This window comes from Pantoea sp. 18059, from assembly GCF_902706165.1.
Taxonomy (GTDB): Bacteria; Pseudomonadota; Gammaproteobacteria; order Enterobacterales; family Enterobacteriaceae; genus Pantoea; species Pantoea agglomerans.
In genome coordinates this window covers 83,143-99,363 of the sequence record NZ_CACSJS010000008.1, presented here as the reverse complement: position 1 = coordinate 99,363, position 16,221 = coordinate 83,143, and the positions used below count along the sequence as shown (strand labels likewise).

10 protein-coding genes are annotated in these 16,221 nt (G+C 58.5%); 7 read left to right on the top strand and 3 right to left on the bottom strand.

The features are described 5' to 3' along the window. The first annotated feature begins 1 nt into the window (after nucleotide 1). The gene (locus tag GVJ63_RS18755) at nucleotides 2–1,009 is read left to right on the top strand and encodes a glycosyl hydrolase family 8 (protein ID WP_031590334.1); all 1,008 of its coding nucleotides are present in this window, start codon (nucleotides 2–4) and stop codon (nucleotides 1,007–1,009) included. A gap of 128 nt (nucleotides 1,010–1,137) precedes the next feature. Here the strand turns inward: GVJ63_RS18755 and bcsG are convergent, their stop codons facing one another. From bcsG to bcsE, 3 genes are read right to left on the bottom strand one after another with little or no spacing between them, the layout of a single operon-like run. Then, the gene (gene bcsG, locus GVJ63_RS18750) at nucleotides 1,138–2,799 is read right to left on the bottom strand and encodes a cellulose biosynthesis protein BcsG (RefSeq protein ID WP_031590333.1); all 1,662 of its coding nucleotides are present in this window, start codon (nucleotides 2,797–2,799) and stop codon (nucleotides 1,138–1,140) included. Further along, complete coding sequence (gene bcsF, locus GVJ63_RS18745; protein WP_159227219.1) at nucleotides 2,799–2,987, bottom strand: cellulose biosynthesis protein BcsF; 189 nt, start codon at nucleotides 2,985–2,987, stop codon at nucleotides 2,799–2,801. The genes bcsG and bcsF overlap by 1 nt, the downstream gene beginning before the upstream one ends. Further along, nucleotides 2,987–4,522 carry a cellulose biosynthesis protein BcsE gene (gene bcsE, locus GVJ63_RS18740; protein ID WP_159227218.1) on the bottom strand — a complete coding sequence of 512 codons (1,536 nt, stop codon included), beginning with the start codon at nucleotides 4,520–4,522 and terminating at the stop codon, nucleotides 2,987–2,989. Before bcsE ends, bcsF begins: the two co-directional genes overlap by 1 nt. A 200-nt stretch (nucleotides 4,523–4,722) precedes the next feature. Here bcsE and bcsR point away from each other — a divergent pair, with 200 nt between their 5' ends. The 6 genes from bcsR to hmsP all read left to right on the top strand — a co-directional run bounded on the left by bcsR (nucleotide 4,723) and on the right by hmsP (nucleotide 16,127). Continuing rightward, on the top strand, nucleotides 4,723–4,920 hold the full coding sequence (bcsR, locus tag GVJ63_RS18735; protein WP_010257416.1) for a cellulose biosynthesis protein BcsR: 198 nt from the start codon (nucleotides 4,723–4,725) through the stop codon (nucleotides 4,918–4,920). Beyond that, complete coding sequence (gene bcsQ / locus GVJ63_RS18730; protein ID WP_010257415.1) at nucleotides 4,920–5,651, top strand: cellulose biosynthesis protein BcsQ; 732 nt, start codon at nucleotides 4,920–4,922, stop codon at nucleotides 5,649–5,651. Before bcsR ends, bcsQ begins: the two co-directional genes overlap by 1 nt. After that, complete coding sequence (gene bcsA / locus GVJ63_RS18725) at nucleotides 5,648–8,251, top strand: UDP-forming cellulose synthase catalytic subunit (protein ID WP_033759432.1); 2,604 nt, start codon at nucleotides 5,648–5,650, stop codon at nucleotides 8,249–8,251. Before bcsQ ends, bcsA begins: the two co-directional genes overlap by 4 nt. A gap of 4 nt (nucleotides 8,252–8,255) precedes the next feature. Beyond that, nucleotides 8,256–10,544: a cellulose biosynthesis cyclic di-GMP-binding regulatory protein BcsB gene (gene bcsB, locus GVJ63_RS18720; RefSeq protein WP_159227217.1), complete on the top strand. Its 2,289-nt coding sequence runs from the start codon at nucleotides 8,256–8,258 to the stop codon at nucleotides 10,542–10,544. After that, entirely contained in the window at nucleotides 10,537–14,004 is a 3,468-nt protein-coding gene (bcsC, locus tag GVJ63_RS18715; RefSeq protein WP_159227216.1) for a cellulose synthase complex outer membrane protein BcsC, read from the top strand. Before bcsB ends, bcsC begins: the two co-directional genes overlap by 8 nt. A gap of 116 nt (nucleotides 14,005–14,120) precedes the next feature. Further along, nucleotides 14,121–16,127, top strand: a complete 2,007-nt coding sequence (hmsP, locus tag GVJ63_RS18710) for a biofilm formation regulator HmsP (RefSeq protein WP_033767592.1) — start codon at nucleotides 14,121–14,123, stop codon at nucleotides 16,125–16,127. Nucleotides 16,128–16,221: the final 94 nt, after the last annotated feature.

Genomic DNA, 16,221 nt, shown 5'->3' with positions numbered 1-16,221 from the left:
AATGAAACGTAATCCACTCTGGCGGGTCTGGCTCTGCTCTGTTTTACTGCTGGCCTGCAGCGCGCAGGCGAGTGCCAGCGGCTGGGAGACTTTTAAAAGTCGCTTTGTGACCTCAGAAGGGCGGATCACTGACACCGCCAATAACAACGTCAGTCATACCGAAGGCCAGGGTTATGGCATGTTGCTGGCGGTGGCCAACGACGATCGCGCCACCTTCGATCGGCTGTGGCAGTGGACGCGCAGCCAGCTGCGTAATCCGCAGACCGAGCTTTTTTACTGGCGCTACGTGCCGGGCAGTGACAACCCGGTCGCCGACAAGAATAACGCCGCGGATGGCGATGTGTTGCTGGCCTGGGCACTACAGCGTGCTGCACAGAAATGGCAGGTGGAGAGCTACCAGCAGGAATCTGACCGTATTCAGCGCGCCATTATCAGGCTGGATGTCACGAGCTTTGGCGGCCACACCGTGATGTTGCCGGGTGCGCAGGGCTTTAACAAAGTCAGTTATGTGGTGCTCAATCCCTCTTACTTCCTGTTTCAGGCGTGGCGCGAGTTTGGTGAACACAGCCATCTTCAGGTCTGGGATAAGCTGATTAACGATGGCTTTGATCTGCTGGGTAAGCTGAGCTTTGGCAAAACCGGGCTGCCAATGGACTGGGTCGCACTGAATGCCGACGGTTCGGTTGCCCCGGCCGTCGGCTACTCGAACCGCTTCAGTTACGATGCGATTCGCGTGCCGCTGAACATCTGGTGGTATGACCCGCACAGTCTGGCACTGGTGCCGTTTCAGCGCGTCTGGCAGGGTTACAGCCGCATGCTGACACCCGCCTGGTTCGACGTGCTGGCGAATGCCCCAGCACCTTACCATCTTGAGGGCGGACTGCTGGCGGTACGTGACCTGACGCTGAATGAAACCGGCTATCTGAGCGATAAGCTGGCTGCGGATCAGAACTACTTTTCTGCCAGTCTGCAGTTGCTGACCTGGCAGGCGTTTCAGGAGAAGCGCTGATAACTGGCAGAATGGCGGCACTGGCCGCTATTCTGCCATCGACAGCCACGCGCTCAACAGGGAGCAGGCGCCGCGCCTGACCCGCCATTAACTGCCGGGTCACGGCTCTGCAACCCGGCGGTTACGCGTTACTGCGGATAGGCGACCCAGTCGCCGCCGTTCAGCCTGATCCAGGGTTTGCCCTGATACATTATCACCACTGCACCGTCATTTTCCGACACCACCGGCGTCTGTGGCAGCTTGTCAGTCAGCACCGACATATTCACATTCGGGGCATTAAATACCTGCCCATCTACGACGCGCGACACAATCTCTGACAAGGCCAGCAGGCTGGTCGGCGCATCAATGTTCAATGGCTGAGCCTGATGCGGCGCCTTCATTCCGACGAACTTAATGCCTACCGGTACGTGAGTAATATCCGGGCTGGGAATATCGCGCAGTCCGGACATCTGCATTTTGTCTCCCTGCAGCGCGGCACCGTGCTCGGGCACTACCAGTACCATGACGCGGCGGCCCGACTTCTCCAGTTGCGTCATAAAGGCATCAAGCTGATCGAATAGTAGTTGCGCGCGCGGTTTCCACGGTGCCGTTTTGGTGCTGCCGAGCTCACGGGTGCCGTCGTGTAGCGGGATCAGATTGTAGAAAGTGGCGCTGCGTGCATCGCTGCTTTTGCTGCGATCGTCCAGCCAGCGCTGCATCAGTTGCGCATCGTTGAATACCGGCGAGCCGTCGAATGATGTCAGTTCTGGTGCGATACCCGCCTGTGACATCAGCGGTGCCTGAATATCGCCGCCCTCGCGCACTTCCTTCAGGTAGTTACCGAATACGCCAGTGTGATCCATCATCAACTGCTCTTTAAAGCCCAGCTTCGCCAGATTGTCGAACAGATAGCAACGCGGATCGGCAGGTTTATAGAGATCGCTATGCGAGGTCTGGCCACAACTGGCACGCAGCAGTCGGATACCCGCCGGTCCGCTGTAGCTGGTCGCGGCGTTGTAATTGCTCAGCATGATGTCGAAATGCTGCCACAGCGGATGGTTACGCAGCTGAGAAGCATCCATATCAGACCAGGCGAGCGAACAGATATTGATCACCAGGATGTCGAAAGGCTGCGAATCGGCGGGCAGATTGTCGGGAAAATGCGTCACGCGCTGGCGTTCACTTTCATGAAAGCGGTTCAGCCAGGCGGTGAGATTCGCGCTGGTCGGCGGCGCAGACTGCTCCAGTCCATCCGGCGTGGCGGCTGGCTGGCCGCCGCTGGGTGTCTGATTCAATACGACCTGTGGCGTAGCCGTCCGGGTCGGCAGCAGCGACATCGCCGGGCCAGCAATCGTCAGCACGTTAAGCCAGATCAGCATCAGGGAAACCAGCACCGTGATGCGAACCCATTGTGAAACAAACAGATAGAGAACCAGCAGTACAAAGGCGGCTCCCACCATTTGCCAGTTAATAAAGCGATCGGCCAGGTCGAGCAGATAGGCCGCAGAGAAGCCCGCCAGCTGATCGCCCTGGCTGAGTATGCTGCTGAGTCCTGGCAGCCAGGTGTCGTGCCAGAACAGCGCGATGCCAACCGGAATCGAGATCAACTGGCGGATGCGATGCAGGCGCGCCGAGGGTAACGGAAAAAGCAGCCAGGCGAGAAACACCAGATTGCTCAGGGCGTGAAAATTGAGATAGCCATACCACAGCAGGCCGAACTTCAGTAAAAAGTAGAAATTCCAGCCGCCCAGTCCGCGCCAGGAGGACCAGAAGCGGGAAGAGGAGGCCGCCGCGGGTTGATCAGTATTCATTAATTTTTTCTATCCGTTTCAGAGGATTGACGCTGCCAGTGACCTTCCGATTTAAGCGCGCGCGCTGGCAACAGACGATTCATGATGCCGTTCCAGCGACGGGGTGGCCATTTTTGATATAATGGCTTTAAAAACAGCAGGATAACCAGAATAAGTAGCGCAATTTGTACCCAGTCCATCAGATTCATCAGGCTTTGTTCTCCGGCAGTAAAGTGATGGGCTGCGGTGCAGCGCGTTCATGTGTTTCAGGCCGGCTCTCAACGGCGGCGCGGGCCGTCTCTGATACCGGAGCCAGATCCTGAATTGCCATCGGCGTCAGTTTCTTAATATTGCTGACTTCCGCGAGGATCTGATTATCTTCAAACCAGACCATCCGGTTAGCAAACAGCTCGTCGTGAGGCAGAGAAAAAATATATTTCAATGCCTTATCAAGGTCGTTATAGCGGCAGGAAGAGAGGAAAAGGATGACACGATCTTCCAGTACCGTGACCAGGTCGCCAAAGCGGCGCGGTTTACAGAGCGTCAGGATTTGCTGAGGCTTAAGCTGTGGCACAGGCCGCAACGCGACCAGCAGGCCCTTATCATTTTCCGGCAGCAGGGTATTGCTGATCAACTGGCCGACTGACTGACAGAAGGCATCGAGACGCAGGTAGCCTTTCTCATGCAGAGGCTGCAACGAAGCGGTTAACGCCTCAAGACTGGCGGGAACGCGACGGTTAAACACCTGTCCCTGAAGGCCCTCCAGCGTGGTCAGAAAGCGCGACATTGTGGCGTTGGTCGGGACGATGGCGTTTACACCGCAGGCCAGCAGCAGACGTTCGTCGCTATAACGCAGGCTGGCACCCATCTCGCGCACCACAATTTTCAATCCGTTGCCGCGTGTACGACGCAGGCTGTGCACCATCTTCGCCAGTTCGTTGATATATTCGCTGCGGGTCAGGCTGAAAATCACCGTTGCGGCATTGGCCTGCTGCGCCCGCAACCAGACCTGCTCATTATCCTCGAACAGTTGCCACTGGCGTGAAAGCGGCGGCGCGCCCTCCAGCACGATGTTGTCCGCAAGATAATGCTGCTCATCGTTGAGGCTCAGTGGTTCCTGCTTTTCATTTAAGGTAAAAAATCGCTCATTTTCACAGCCCAGACGTATTGCCCGATCGGCAAGCAGGCGTTCCGCGGCATACCACCAGTTAATTCGATACTGCCAGATATCCTGCTGAAAGCTCAAATGCGCAACGCCATCCAGCTGACGAAAATAACGCTGAAGATGATTACTCAGATTTATTATTGTGGTGCCGGAGGTCACGATTAAAAGGGTGAGCTTTCTTTTATGCAGCGTCTGACGCATGCCCTTTATCCAGCGGGATAATTCTGCGTCATCAAGCTTATCCCATTGCGCTGCGCTGCTATTAAATATCACCAACCCATTTTTACTGCCGAGCGTGCGCAGAAAATCACTTTCCAGCTGCAACAAACTGCCTTTGCTTTTGGAAAGAGAAAACAGCGGAATACGATCGGGTCCGCCAGGTGGGTCGGGCGTCAGCAAATCACGCGGCGGCTGGTCAGCGCTGATCAGCGTTACGGCCTGCTGATGTGAAATTACCTGTCGAATAAAAGTGCGGGCGTCATCCTGCCGCGCACAGGTCACCCAATAACAGCCAGGCGTTTGCAATGCCGTTAATTCAGGCTGAACATGCAACAGCCCCAGCGAAAAAGAATTTTTCATATTGAATTCGTTATTTTTCCAGTCCAGGCTAGCTTATTATAGACAGGCCGGGATGTAACCTGAGAAATTTAAACATTGCTAATCACAGGCCGGCTCACATTGTTCTGCAATTGCCGCGTTTCTGGAAATATTTTTCAACTTTCCTTTACGCGCAGTCGGTCATCCTGAGTGTGACGTTGTTTTATTTTTGGCGAACAGTAATGAAAAACCACAATCTCTATAACCCTGTTGCCGCTGATGGCGATCGTCAGGATGATATTAGCGCGTTGCGCGATGCGTTTTCTTTGCACTCTTTCCGCTATGTCGACATTGCGCGTGAAGAGCGCCTGAAAGCGATCGTGTCGCGCTGGCCGCTATTAGCGGAAACCCTTGCCAGCCAGTCTGAGACCGATCGCTGATGCCACAGATCGCGCTTCAGGGCGTACGGGGCGGCGTCGGCACGACTTCTCTTTGTGCCGGATTAGGCTGGGCGCTGGCGGCACTCGGCGAACGAGTATTGTTGATCGATGGCTCCCCGGTCAGCCAGCTCGGCGTGCATTTTAATCTGCCCGCTCAGCAGGATAATGGCTGGATGAAAGCACTGTGTGAGGGCGGTGACTGGCAGCACAGCGGGCTTCGCTATCCCGATGGTCCTGATTTGCTGCCTCACGGGGTGCTGTCCCATCAGCATGCTTTGACTATTGCCAGACAGAATGAGGCGATCGCCGCGCCGCTGCTCCAGGCATTGCCGGACCTGCGGGCGCGCTATCAGTGGATTATTTTCGATCTGCCTGCCGATACCCTGCCCTGGCATGAAACGCTCTATCCCACGCTGGACAGCCTGCTGTGCGTCACTCAGCCAGACGCGAATTGCCATTTACGGCTTAGCCAGCGCCAGTTTCCGGCGCGCACTCGTTTTATTATCAATCAGTTTAATGCCAACAGTCGTCTGCAGCAGGATCTGCATCAGCTCTGGATGGCCTCGCTGAATCCGCTGATACCGCTGCTGATCCACCGGGATGAGGCGCTGGCAGAAGCGCTGATGATGAAGCAGCCGGTCGGTGAATACCGGCCACATGCGTTGGTCAGTGAAGAGATCATCACGCTGGCAAGCTGGCTGCTGCTCAATCTGAATGGAGTGAGCTCTTGAATCCGTTGTGCTGGCTGTTAACAGCGCCCGCCTGGCAATCGCTGCACAGGGGCTATACCACCGCGCGAGGCAATGGCGCGTCCCGCTTCGCCAGTGCACTCCATCTGTTCTGGTCGGTGCTGGGCCTGATGCTGCTTCGCTTCGAAACGCCGGGCTGGCAGCGGATTATTCAGCAGCGCCGCCGGCTCTATCCGCACATTTCGCCGGAGCGGCCGCGACCGCTGGATATCCTGCGTTATCTGATCCAGACGCTGTGGCTTTTGGTGATCCTGCCGCAGAGCGATCGCGCTCGTGGCGGTTTCCGTGGCCTCGGTGCGCTGTCTGGCTGGCGCCACCATGGCTACCGCTGGCTGGACAAGGCGGTTGCCCAATCACAGACCCAGGGAATCGATGTGCGCATCGAACACTGGCTGAAGCGGCTGTCGCCGCTGGTGCGACGCAGCCTCTTCGCCGTCACTGCCCTGTTTGCCACGTTGCTGGCGCTGCTCTGTATCAGCCAGCCGTTTGGCCTGATGACGCAGTTTATCTTTGTGGTACTGCTCTGGAGTCTGGCGATGCTGGTACGACGCATCCCGGGGCGTTTCCCGACCATGATGCTGATTGTGCTGTCGCTGACCGTATCGTGCCGCTACCTCTGGTGGCGCTATACCTCGACGCTGAACTGGGACGATCCGCTGAGTCTGGTGTTTGGTCTGCTGCTTATTGCGGCAGAGACCTACGCCTGGGTGGTGCTGGTGCTGGGCTATTTTCAGACGCTCTGGCCGCTTAACCGTCAGCCGGTGTCGATGCCTGTCGATCGGGATCAGTGGCCAGGCATCGATCTGCTGGTGCCAACCTACAACGAACCGCTCAGCGTGGTCAGACCCACCATCTACGCTGCTATGGGGATCGACTGGCCGAAAGACCGCCTGAATATCTATCTGCTCGACGACGGCGACCGGCCGGAATTCCGCGACTTTGCCGCCAGCGTGGGTATCAACTATGTCGTCCGTCCCACCCATGAGCACGCCAAGGCCGGCAATATCAATCACGCGCTGAAAAAGTACTGCCGCAGCGAATTTGTGGTGATTTTCGACTGTGACCATGTGCCGACGCGCGCCTTTTTGCAGATGACCATGGGCTGGTTTATTAAAGATCCCCGGCTGGCGATGATGCAGACGCCACATCACTTCTTCTCGCCTGATCCGTTTGAGCGCAATCTCGGGCGGTTTCGTCGTACGCCCAATGAGGGTTCGCTCTTTTATGGGCTGGTGCAGGACGGTAATGATACCTGGGATGCCACCTTTTTCTGCGGCTCCTGCGCCGTGCTGCGCCGCAGCGCGCTGGATGAAATTGGCGGTATTGCGGTGGAAACCGTTACTGAAGATGCCCATACCTCGCTGCGGCTGCACCGGCGCGGCTACACTTCGGCCTACATCCGCATTCCTCAGGCGGCCGGACTGGCGACCGAAAGTCTGTCAGCGCATATCGGACAGCGCATCCGCTGGGCACGCGGTATGGTGCAGATCTTCCGCCTTGATAATCCGCTGTTTGGTAAGGGGCTGAAGTGGGTACAGCGGCTCTGTTATGCCAACGCCATGCTGCACTTTCTCTCTGGCATTCCGCGGCTGGTCTTCCTGCTGGCGCCGCTGGCGTTTCTGCTCTGTCATGCCTACATCATCTACGCGCCTGCGCTGGCGATCGCCATTTATGTTTTGCCCCATATGCTGCATACCAGCCTCACCAACTCGCGTATTCAGGGACGCTGGCGACACTCTTTCTGGAGCGAGGTCTACGAGACGGTGCTGGCCTGGTATATCGCCCGGCCTACCACCGTGGCGCTGTTCAATCCTCATAAAGGGAAGTTTAACGTCACCGCAAAAGGCGGGCTGGTGGAGGAGGAGCATCTGGACTGGGTGATAACCAAGCCCTATATGCTGCTGGTGCTGCTCAACCTCGCAGGGGTTTTGATGGCGTTCTGGCGCATGCAGCACGGTCCGGCCAATGAGGTACTGACGGTATGGGTGAGCCTGATTTGGGTGCTCTACAACATGATTATTCTTGGCGGTGCGGTAGCGGTTTCGGTTGAAGCACGGCAGATCCGTGAGGCGCACCGGGTGGAGATCGCCATGCCGGCCGCCATTGCACGCGAAGATGGTCATATGCTGCCCTGTACGCTGCGTGACTACTCTGACGGCGGCGTCGGGCTGGAGATGCGCGAGCCGGATGCGCTGCGGGAGAATGAAAAAGTGTGGCTGCTGCTGCGTCGTGGACAGCAGGAGTTCAGCTTCCCGTGCCAGGTGCAGCGTGTCTTTGGCCACCGGGCTGGCGTGCGTCTCCATCAACTGACCACTCAGCAGCATATTGAATTTATCCAGTGTACCTTCGCCCGCGCCGATACCTGGGCGCTGTGGCAGGACGGTTTTCCGGAAGATAAACCGGTCCAGAGCCTCGCCGATATCATGATCCTCGGTTTCAAAGGTTACCTGCGCCTGGCGGAATATGGCCCGCCGCAGTTACGTCGGCTGTTTAACCTGCTTACCGTTGGGGTGAGCTGGCTGGCTTCGCTGTTGCCGCAAGGCATCGGACGTGTGCCAGCTTCAAAAAACGCATTGAGTTGATGATATGACGATACCGAGAGTAAACAGGTGGTTTGCCGCTCTGCTGCTGGGCAGTGCAACGTTAAGCTGTGCCGCCGCGCAGGAGGACGCGCCCGCAAACATCAATGGTGTAACGCCTGTGCAATCTTTACCGCAGGATAACGGCGCACCGCTGCGGAACAGCCAGCTGAGCTTTGCCCAGCTGGCACCGCCGCCTGGCAGCATGACGCTGCGTGGCACCCGCACTACCGGACAGATTGAGTTCGGTGTGCGCAGCGATGAGGTGGTGACGCGCGCGTTGCTGAACCTTAGCTTTCGGCCTTCGCCCGCACTGCTGCCGACGCTGTCGCAGTTGAAGGTTTATCTCAATGATGAGCTGGTCGGTCTGATTACCCTGACGCCGGAACAGCTGGGTAAAGAGATCCAGACGCAGCTGTCGATCGATCCGCGTTACATCGCCGACTTTAACCGCGTGCGTTTCGAGCTGGTGGGCCACTACGCCAACGTCTGTGAAAATCCTGCCAATAGCGCAATCTGGCTGGATATCGGCAAACAGAGCGGCATCGATCTGACGCTGCAAAAACTGCCGCTGAAAAATGACCTCTCCCACTTCCCGGAACCCTTTTTTGATTCGCGGGATACGCGACCGCTGACTCTGCCGATGGTGTTCAGCGCCCAGCCGGATGTCACGCAGCAGCGGGCTGCCGCCATTCTTGCTTCCTGGTTTGGCAGCAAAACGGGCTGGCGCGGGCAGCGTTTCCCGGTGCTGTATAACCAGCTACCGCAACAGCAGCATGCGGTGGTGTTTGCCACCAACGAAGCGCGCCCGGATTTCCTGAAAGATCTGCCGCCGGTGACGAAACCCACAGTAGAGATTGTCAGCCAGCCCGATAATCCGTATGAAAAAATGCTGCTGATTCTGGGACGCAACGATGAGGACCTGCTGACGGCGGTTCAGGGTATCGCCCAGGGTGAGCTGCTGCTGCGCGGCGATACCTCAACCATCGACAGCGTTAAGCTGCTCTCCCCGCGCCAGGCTTATGACGCCCCTAACTGGGTGCGGACCGATCGCCGCACCACTTTCGCCGAACTAACGCAATATGAGAATCAGTTGCAGTCTGATGGGGTGCAGCCTAATCCCGTCAGCCTGACCCTCAATCTGCCGCCCGATCTCTTCCTGGTTCGCGCGCGCGGTATCGACATGGATCTGAGCTATCGCTATACCGCGCCTTTCCAGTCGGATGGCTCACGGCTGGCGGTCAACCTGAATAATCAGTTCATTCAGGATTATCCGCTGCCGCCGAAAAATACGACGGGTCAGCAGCTGCTGCATATTCCGCTGATTCAGGGAATGCTGGACAAGAGCCATGAGCTGCTGATTCCGGCGCTGCGCCTCGGGGTGGTGAATCAGCTGCGCTTCGATTTTGATTACGCCAACATCACCATCAGCGGCAACGCGGATGGACGCTGCGAAACTGCAACGCCGATTACGCATCATGTGGTGGTGGACGACAATTCCAGCATCGATTTTTCCGGCTATCGCCACTACATCGAAATGCCGTCGCTGCGCGCCTGGGCGAATGCGGGCTTTCCGTTCAGCCGCTACGCCGATCTGGCGCAAACCCTGGTACTGATGCCGCCAAAACCCGATGCAGAGCAGGTCAGTACGCTGCTGAATACGTTGGGCAATATGGGTGCGCAAACCGGCTATCCGGCGCTGCGCGTTCAGTTGACCGATGACTGGGCCACGGCGAAGAAGCAGGATGTGGATCTGCTGATGATCGGCGTCATCCCCAAAGATCTTCAGGATGACCAGCGGATCCCCGCGCTGGTCGACGCCACCGCCAGCTGGCTGAAAGAGCCTGTGCGACAGATCACTCCGGAGGTGAACCCGCAAAGTCAGCGCGAGCAGGCGGCAGAAAGCACGACGACTATCAGCTCCCGCGGCCCGCTGGCAACGGTGATTGGCTTCCAGTCACCTTTTTACGATCAGCGCAGCGTTGTCGCGTTGCTCGCCGATGGCACGCCGCGCAGCTGGCAGTTGCTCAACGAGGCGATGGGTGACAGCGGCAAGCGTGGCACGATGTCTGGCTCCACCGTGGTGATCCGTGAGTCAGGGGTTAACAGCCTGCGCGTGGGAGAGAGCTACTACGTTGGTCATCTGCCGTGGTGGGAGCGTCTCTGGTCGCTACTCTCCGTCCATCCCTTCTGGCTGGCACTCTGCGCACTCTTTGTAGTGGTGCTGTTTGCGCTGATGACCTGGCGTCTGATGCGAATTATTACCCGTCGTCGTTTACTGGATGAAGATGAATAACGCACAGGTGCTGCGGGCAGGCATGCTGCTCGGCGCACTGAGTGCGCTGCCGGGGCTGGCTGCACCGGTCGACGGATCGGAGGTGTCGCCGGTCGAATGGTTGCTGTCACAGGTACGCACCGGCGAGTCGACCAACAAATATGATCTGGTGCAGCAATCGCTCTACCGGCTTGAGAAGATCGATCCCGATAATCCGCAGGTGCTGGCGGCTCGCCTGCGGCTGGCGCTGCGTCAGGGCGATATCCCTAAAGCGCAGATGCTGCTGGAGCAGCTGAAAAAGGTTGCGCCCGACTCCGCCGCGACGCGTGAATCCGCCGTCGGCCTGACGCTGATGTCGTCGGATGGGCGTCAGCAGTTGCAGCAGGCGCGCCTGCTCGCCACCTCGGGGCGCCTGGCGGAGGCGAAAAGTGCTTACGATGCGCTGTTCGGAGGGGTTTTTCCGGATGCGAACACGGCGCTGGAATACTGGCGGCTGCTGGCACGCATTCCCGGTCAGGAGAGCGTCGCTTACCAGCAGCTACAGGCGCTGGAGCAGCGCTACCCGGGCAATATCGGGGTTGAGCTGCAAATTGCACGCATGGCATTTGATCAACAGCAGCCGGCGCAGGCGATAGCGCAGTTGAAAAAGCTGGCAAACAGCAATGGCGGACGCGCCGCCGCCGCCGATCTCTGGCTGCAGCAAATCAACGATCAGCCGGTCAGCGACAGCAGCGTGGCGCAGTTGAAGGCTTATCTGGCTGTTTTTACCGACGGCGACGCGCACCAGCAGGGCGCGGATGTGCTGGCGAAGCAGCAGGCGCAGCTCGCCGATCCCGCCTATCGCGAGCGGATGCGTGGCCTGGCGCTGGTCGAGGCTGGCGATGTGAATAATGCGATGGCAGCGCTTAGCCGGGCACTGAAGGATAACCCCAACGACGCCGAATTGATGGGTGCAATGGGGCAGACTCAGGCACGTGCCGGCCATCGTGATGTGGCGGTGCTCTGGCTGGAACGCGCCGTTGAGGCGGGCAAGCAGAGCACGTTGATCGGCAAATGGCAGTCACTGCTGCAGACTAACCGTTACTGGCTGGCGGTCGAACAGGGCGACAAGGCGCTGGCGCAGCATGACGTTGAGGGAGCCGAACGCGCCTACCGCGCCGCACAGAAAATTGATAGCACCGACAGCTATGCCCTGATTGGCCTGGGCGATGTGGCGATGGCGCGCAAAGATGCGGCAGGTGCCGAACTGTTCTGGCAGCATGCGCTGCGGCTGGACGCGACCAACACCACCACCGTGCGTCGCCTGGCCGGGCTTTATCAGGCCGAGTCGCCTGCCCGCGTCATGCAGTTTATCAGTACGCTACCCGCCGGGCAGCAGCGCGAGATGGCGGGAACGTTGCGCGCGCTGCGCAGTGACAGCCTGCGCGCCGAGGCCGATGCGCTCGCCCGGCAGAATAAATGGCCGCAGGCGGCAGAGAAGTATCGGGCGGCGCTGGCGCTGCAGCCGGATGACGTCTGGCTCAGTTATCGGCTGGCGAGCGCGCTACGCGACGGTGGGGCCATCCAACAGGCGGATGCGCAGATCGCGACGCTGCAACAGCAGCATCCCGGCGATGCGACCGCGATCTACGCTGCCGCGCTCTACCTTTCCAGCCGGGATAATGATGACGCCGCACTGGCAACGCTGCATCGCCTGCCTGAAACGCAGTGGAACAGCAATATGCATGAGCTGGCTGACCGGCTCGGGCAGGATAAAATTTTTGCCAGCGCCGAAGCGCTTCGTGCGGCAGGGCAGGAGCGGGCAGCGGTGACGCTGCTTTACCAGCAGCCGGTTTCCAGCCGACGCAACCTGACGCTGGCCGACTGGGCTCTGGCTCGCGGGGACGCGCAGCAGGCACTGGAGATCTATCAGCAGGTGCTGTCAGGTGAAGCTGACAACAGCGACGCAGCGCTGGGACGAATCGAAGCGCTGGTCGCGCTCCAGCGCCACAGCGAAGCACGGCAGGCACTTGAGCAGCAGCCAGCCCAGCCCAATACTCTTAATGCCGATCGCCGCGCCGCGCTGGCATGGCAGGCGGTGGGCGAAACCACGCAGGCTGCCGTGCGCTTTGCCAGCCTGAAGCAGCGCGCTGCGTCACTGCCGCCTTCGCAGGATAAGGCACTGGTGTTTCGTGATGCGGCACGGCTGGAGCGCGCACAGCAGCAGCCAGAGATCGCGCTGGCGGATTATCGTCAGGCGATGACGGCCAGCGGTATCGGCAGCGGCGAAAGTATCAGCCGCGCGACACGCTCTCAGGAACAGGATGACTGGCTGAAGCGCAGTATTCGCAGCGACACCGCAGATCTCTATCGTCAGCGTGAGACCACGCTGACGGTGCAGCAGGATTATTCACGTAATAAGGGTACGGCTGGGGTCTCCGACTTTACTGCCCATACCACCATGCTGCAGGCGGAAAGTCCGTTTGCCGACGGACGCGGCTTTTTCCGTCTCGACCGGGTGGACGTCTCGGCAGGGAGTTTTACCACCCGTAACGGCAGCTTCGACGAGCAGTTTGGTAGCTGCGACGACGCCAGTTCCGGCGGATGCAGCCGCGATGCCAGTCAGCGCGCCGAGGGCACTGCGCTGGGCGTCGGCTGGCATAATGACCGCTGGTCAGCGGATCTGGGTACCACGCCGCTGGGCTTTGAGGTGACCAACTGGACCGGCGGCCTGAGCTGGAAAACTGACGTCAGGGATCTTGGCGTGACGCTGACCGCCTCGCGACGGCCGATCGCCAGTTCGCTGCTTTCCTACGCGGGCGCGCGCGATCCATCAGCCAACGGTGGAAAAAGCTGGGGCGGCGTAGTGGCAACGGGTGGCAGCATCGGGCTGAGTTACGATCAGGGCGGCGCACACGGTGTCTGGGGCGACATCAGCGCGCATCAGATCACCGGTAAAAACGTTGCGGATAACAGTCGCGAGCGCTTAATGGCCGGCTACTACTACAAGCTCATTAATAGCGATAATCGCCGGGCCACCGTCGGACTTAACAGTATGCTCTGGCACTATCAGAAGGATCTCAGCGATTACACCTTCGGTCAGGGCGGCTACTACAGTCCGCAGCAGTATCTCTCCTTTTCCGTGCCGGTCACCTGGCGACAGCGGACAGAAAACTGGTCGTTCGACCTGGGCGGCTCGGTTTCCTGGTCACATTCGAAAACCGATGCGCAGCAGCGCTATCCGGTCAATCCCGGCTTTACCCTGGCCAGCAATCCCGTTTCCGCCAGCAGCACCGGCAGCGGCACGGGGTATACGCTGCAGGGCGTGGTTGAACGTCGTATCACGCCCGACTGGTTTATCGGGGTGGGCGTCGATATTCAACAGGCGAAAGACTATACCCCAAGTCACGGGCTTATCTACGTGCGTTACTCTGCCGCTGGCTGGGAAGGGGATCTGGATATGCCGCCACAGCCGCTGACCCCTTACGCGGATTTCAAATAATCCCGACCGGGAAAAAGCCGGACTTTTCAGACGGTAAAAAAGCCAGTTTATGGGATATACTGGCCGGCATTGTACTGTCTGCTATCTGGGCTTTTTTCATCGTCAGGAGAATATTTTTGCGCGTAAGCCGGTCACTTACGATAAAGCAGATGGCGACAGTTTCGCTGGTTGCGGTTATCACCATCAGCATCTTTATCGTCATCCAACTGTTTCATTTTGTGCAGCAGCGCAGGATTGACTACGCCCAGCAGATGGAGAATATCGCACACACCGTCCGCCAGCCGCTGTCGGAAGCGGTACTGCGCGCCGATATTTCTCAGGCCGAACGCATTCTCCATTCACTGAAACCTGCCGGTATTTTATCGCGCGCCGATGTGGTGCTGCCGAATGCGTTTCAGGCTCTGCATGCCGACTTCGAAACGGAGAAACCGGTGCCGCGTCTGGTGGCGCGACTGTTTGAGCTGCCGGTGCAGATTACCCTGCCGCTCTATTCAGTGGAAAATACCGGGATGCCGAAACCGCTGGCCTATCTGGTGCTGCAGGCTAACTCGACACGCGTCTACCAGTTTATTCTCAGCACGCTCTCGACCATGATTATCACCTATCTGCTGCTGGCACTGATCCTGTCAGTGGCGATCAGCTGGTGTATCAACCGGCTGGTGGTGCATCCGCTGCGCAATCTCTCGCGGGAGCTGCAGGAACTGCCGCCGCAGTCGATTCTGACGCATAAGCTGTCACTGCCGCAGAGCCACCGCGATGATGAAATCGGCATGCTGATCCGCAGCTACAACCGCAATCAGCAGGTGCTGGAGTCGATACATGATGAGATGAGCCGGCTGACCACCCATTTTCCCGTGACCGATCTGCCCAACCGTACCCTGTTTCTGGCGCTGGTCGAGCAGTTCATGAGCAGCCCGGAACAGCCGCTGGGGCTGATGGTGATCCGCATTGAAACCCTGCAGGAAGCCAATGGCGTATTGAGCGATGAGCAGCGCGATACGCTGATGCTGACGCTGGTGGAGAAGATCCGTAATACGCTGGATGACCATACTCTGCTGGCGCAGACCGGGACCAGCGACTTTGTTCTGTTAATGAAGCGCGCCAGTAATCCGTTCCGCGCCCTGCGTCTGGCCCGTAACCTGATGATTCGCCTTAATCAGCCGGTCAACCTTTATCAGCTGCAGCTGCGTCCTAACGTCAGCATTGGTCTGGCGCTGCGCGATGATCAGCCGCTGAGCGCTAGTGATCTGCTTGGCCGCGCGACCTCAGCGATGATGTCGGCCCGTCATCAGGGCAAAAATCAGATCCTGTTCTTTGACGCCGCGTTAACCGAGCGCGCGCAAAAACGTCTGACCCAGGAGCATGATATTCTGCAGGGGTTGCACAATGAGCAGTTCGCCCTCTATCTGCAACCGCAGGTCGATATGCGCACCAGCACGTTAGTCGGCGCGGAAGCGCTGCTGCGTATGCGCCAGCCCGACGGCAGCTACGGTCTGACCGAAGAGTTTATTGCCAGTGCCGAAGAGATTGGCGTGATTAGCGCGATTGGCCGCTGGGTGTTTGAAGAGGCGTGCCGCATTCTGGCAGGCTGGCAGCGACAGGGCATTATGTTGCCGCTGAGTGTGAATATTTCCGCTGTGCAACTGCGTGACACGGGCGTGGTCTCTCATCTGCAATCCCTGCTGACGCGCCACCGCATCGCACCTGGCACCTTCGTGCTGGAAGTGACAGAAACGGCTCAGCTTGATGATGCTGAACAGGCGATATCGATGCTGCGGATGCTGCAGCAGACCGGCGTAGCCGTGGCTCTGGACGATTTCGGCATGGGCTACTCCAACCTTAACTACCTCCATCAGCTGAAAGCGTTGCCGGTTAACAAGCTGAAGATGGATCGCAGCTTCGTGGCGGCGCTGCCGCATGACGACACCATGGTCTGCATCGTGGCGGCCATCGCCGAGATTATCCATCTGGAGGTGATTGCCGAAGGCGTGGAGACAGCGGAACAACGTGACTGGCTGCTGGCGCGCGGCATCTCTATCGGACAGGGCTATCTGTATGCTGAAGCGCTGCCTCTGACCCGATTCAATCAGGCATGGATCGAAAACTCCTCACTACCGCAATAATTGCCTGATTCATTGATTTTGCGAGAATTTTAGTTACAAAACCCCCTGCTGAAGCGTTTCAGTTCAGAATTACGATCCCCGGGTTTCCTGGGCG

Coding starts and splice junctions, on each gene's coding strand:
- GVJ63_RS18755 (WP_031590334.1), top strand. CDS start 2: ATGAAACGTAATCCACTCTGGCGGGTCTGGCTCTGCTCTGTTTTACTG.
- bcsG (WP_031590333.1), bottom strand. CDS start 2,799: ATGAATACTGATCAACCCGCGGCGGCCTCCTCTTCCCGCTTCTGGTCC.
- bcsF (WP_159227219.1), bottom strand. CDS start 2,987: ATGAATCTGATGGACTGGGTACAAATTGCGCTACTTATTCTGGTTATC.
- bcsE (WP_159227218.1), bottom strand. CDS start 4,522: ATGAAAAATTCTTTTTCGCTGGGGCTGTTGCATGTTCAGCCTGAATTA.
- bcsR (WP_010257416.1), top strand. CDS start 4,723: ATGAAAAACCACAATCTCTATAACCCTGTTGCCGCTGATGGCGATCGT.
- bcsQ (WP_010257415.1), top strand. CDS start 4,920: ATGCCACAGATCGCGCTTCAGGGCGTACGGGGCGGCGTCGGCACGACT.
- bcsB (WP_159227217.1), top strand. CDS start 8,256: ATGACGATACCGAGAGTAAACAGGTGGTTTGCCGCTCTGCTGCTGGGC.
- bcsC (WP_159227216.1), top strand. CDS start 10,537: ATGAATAACGCACAGGTGCTGCGGGCAGGCATGCTGCTCGGCGCACTG.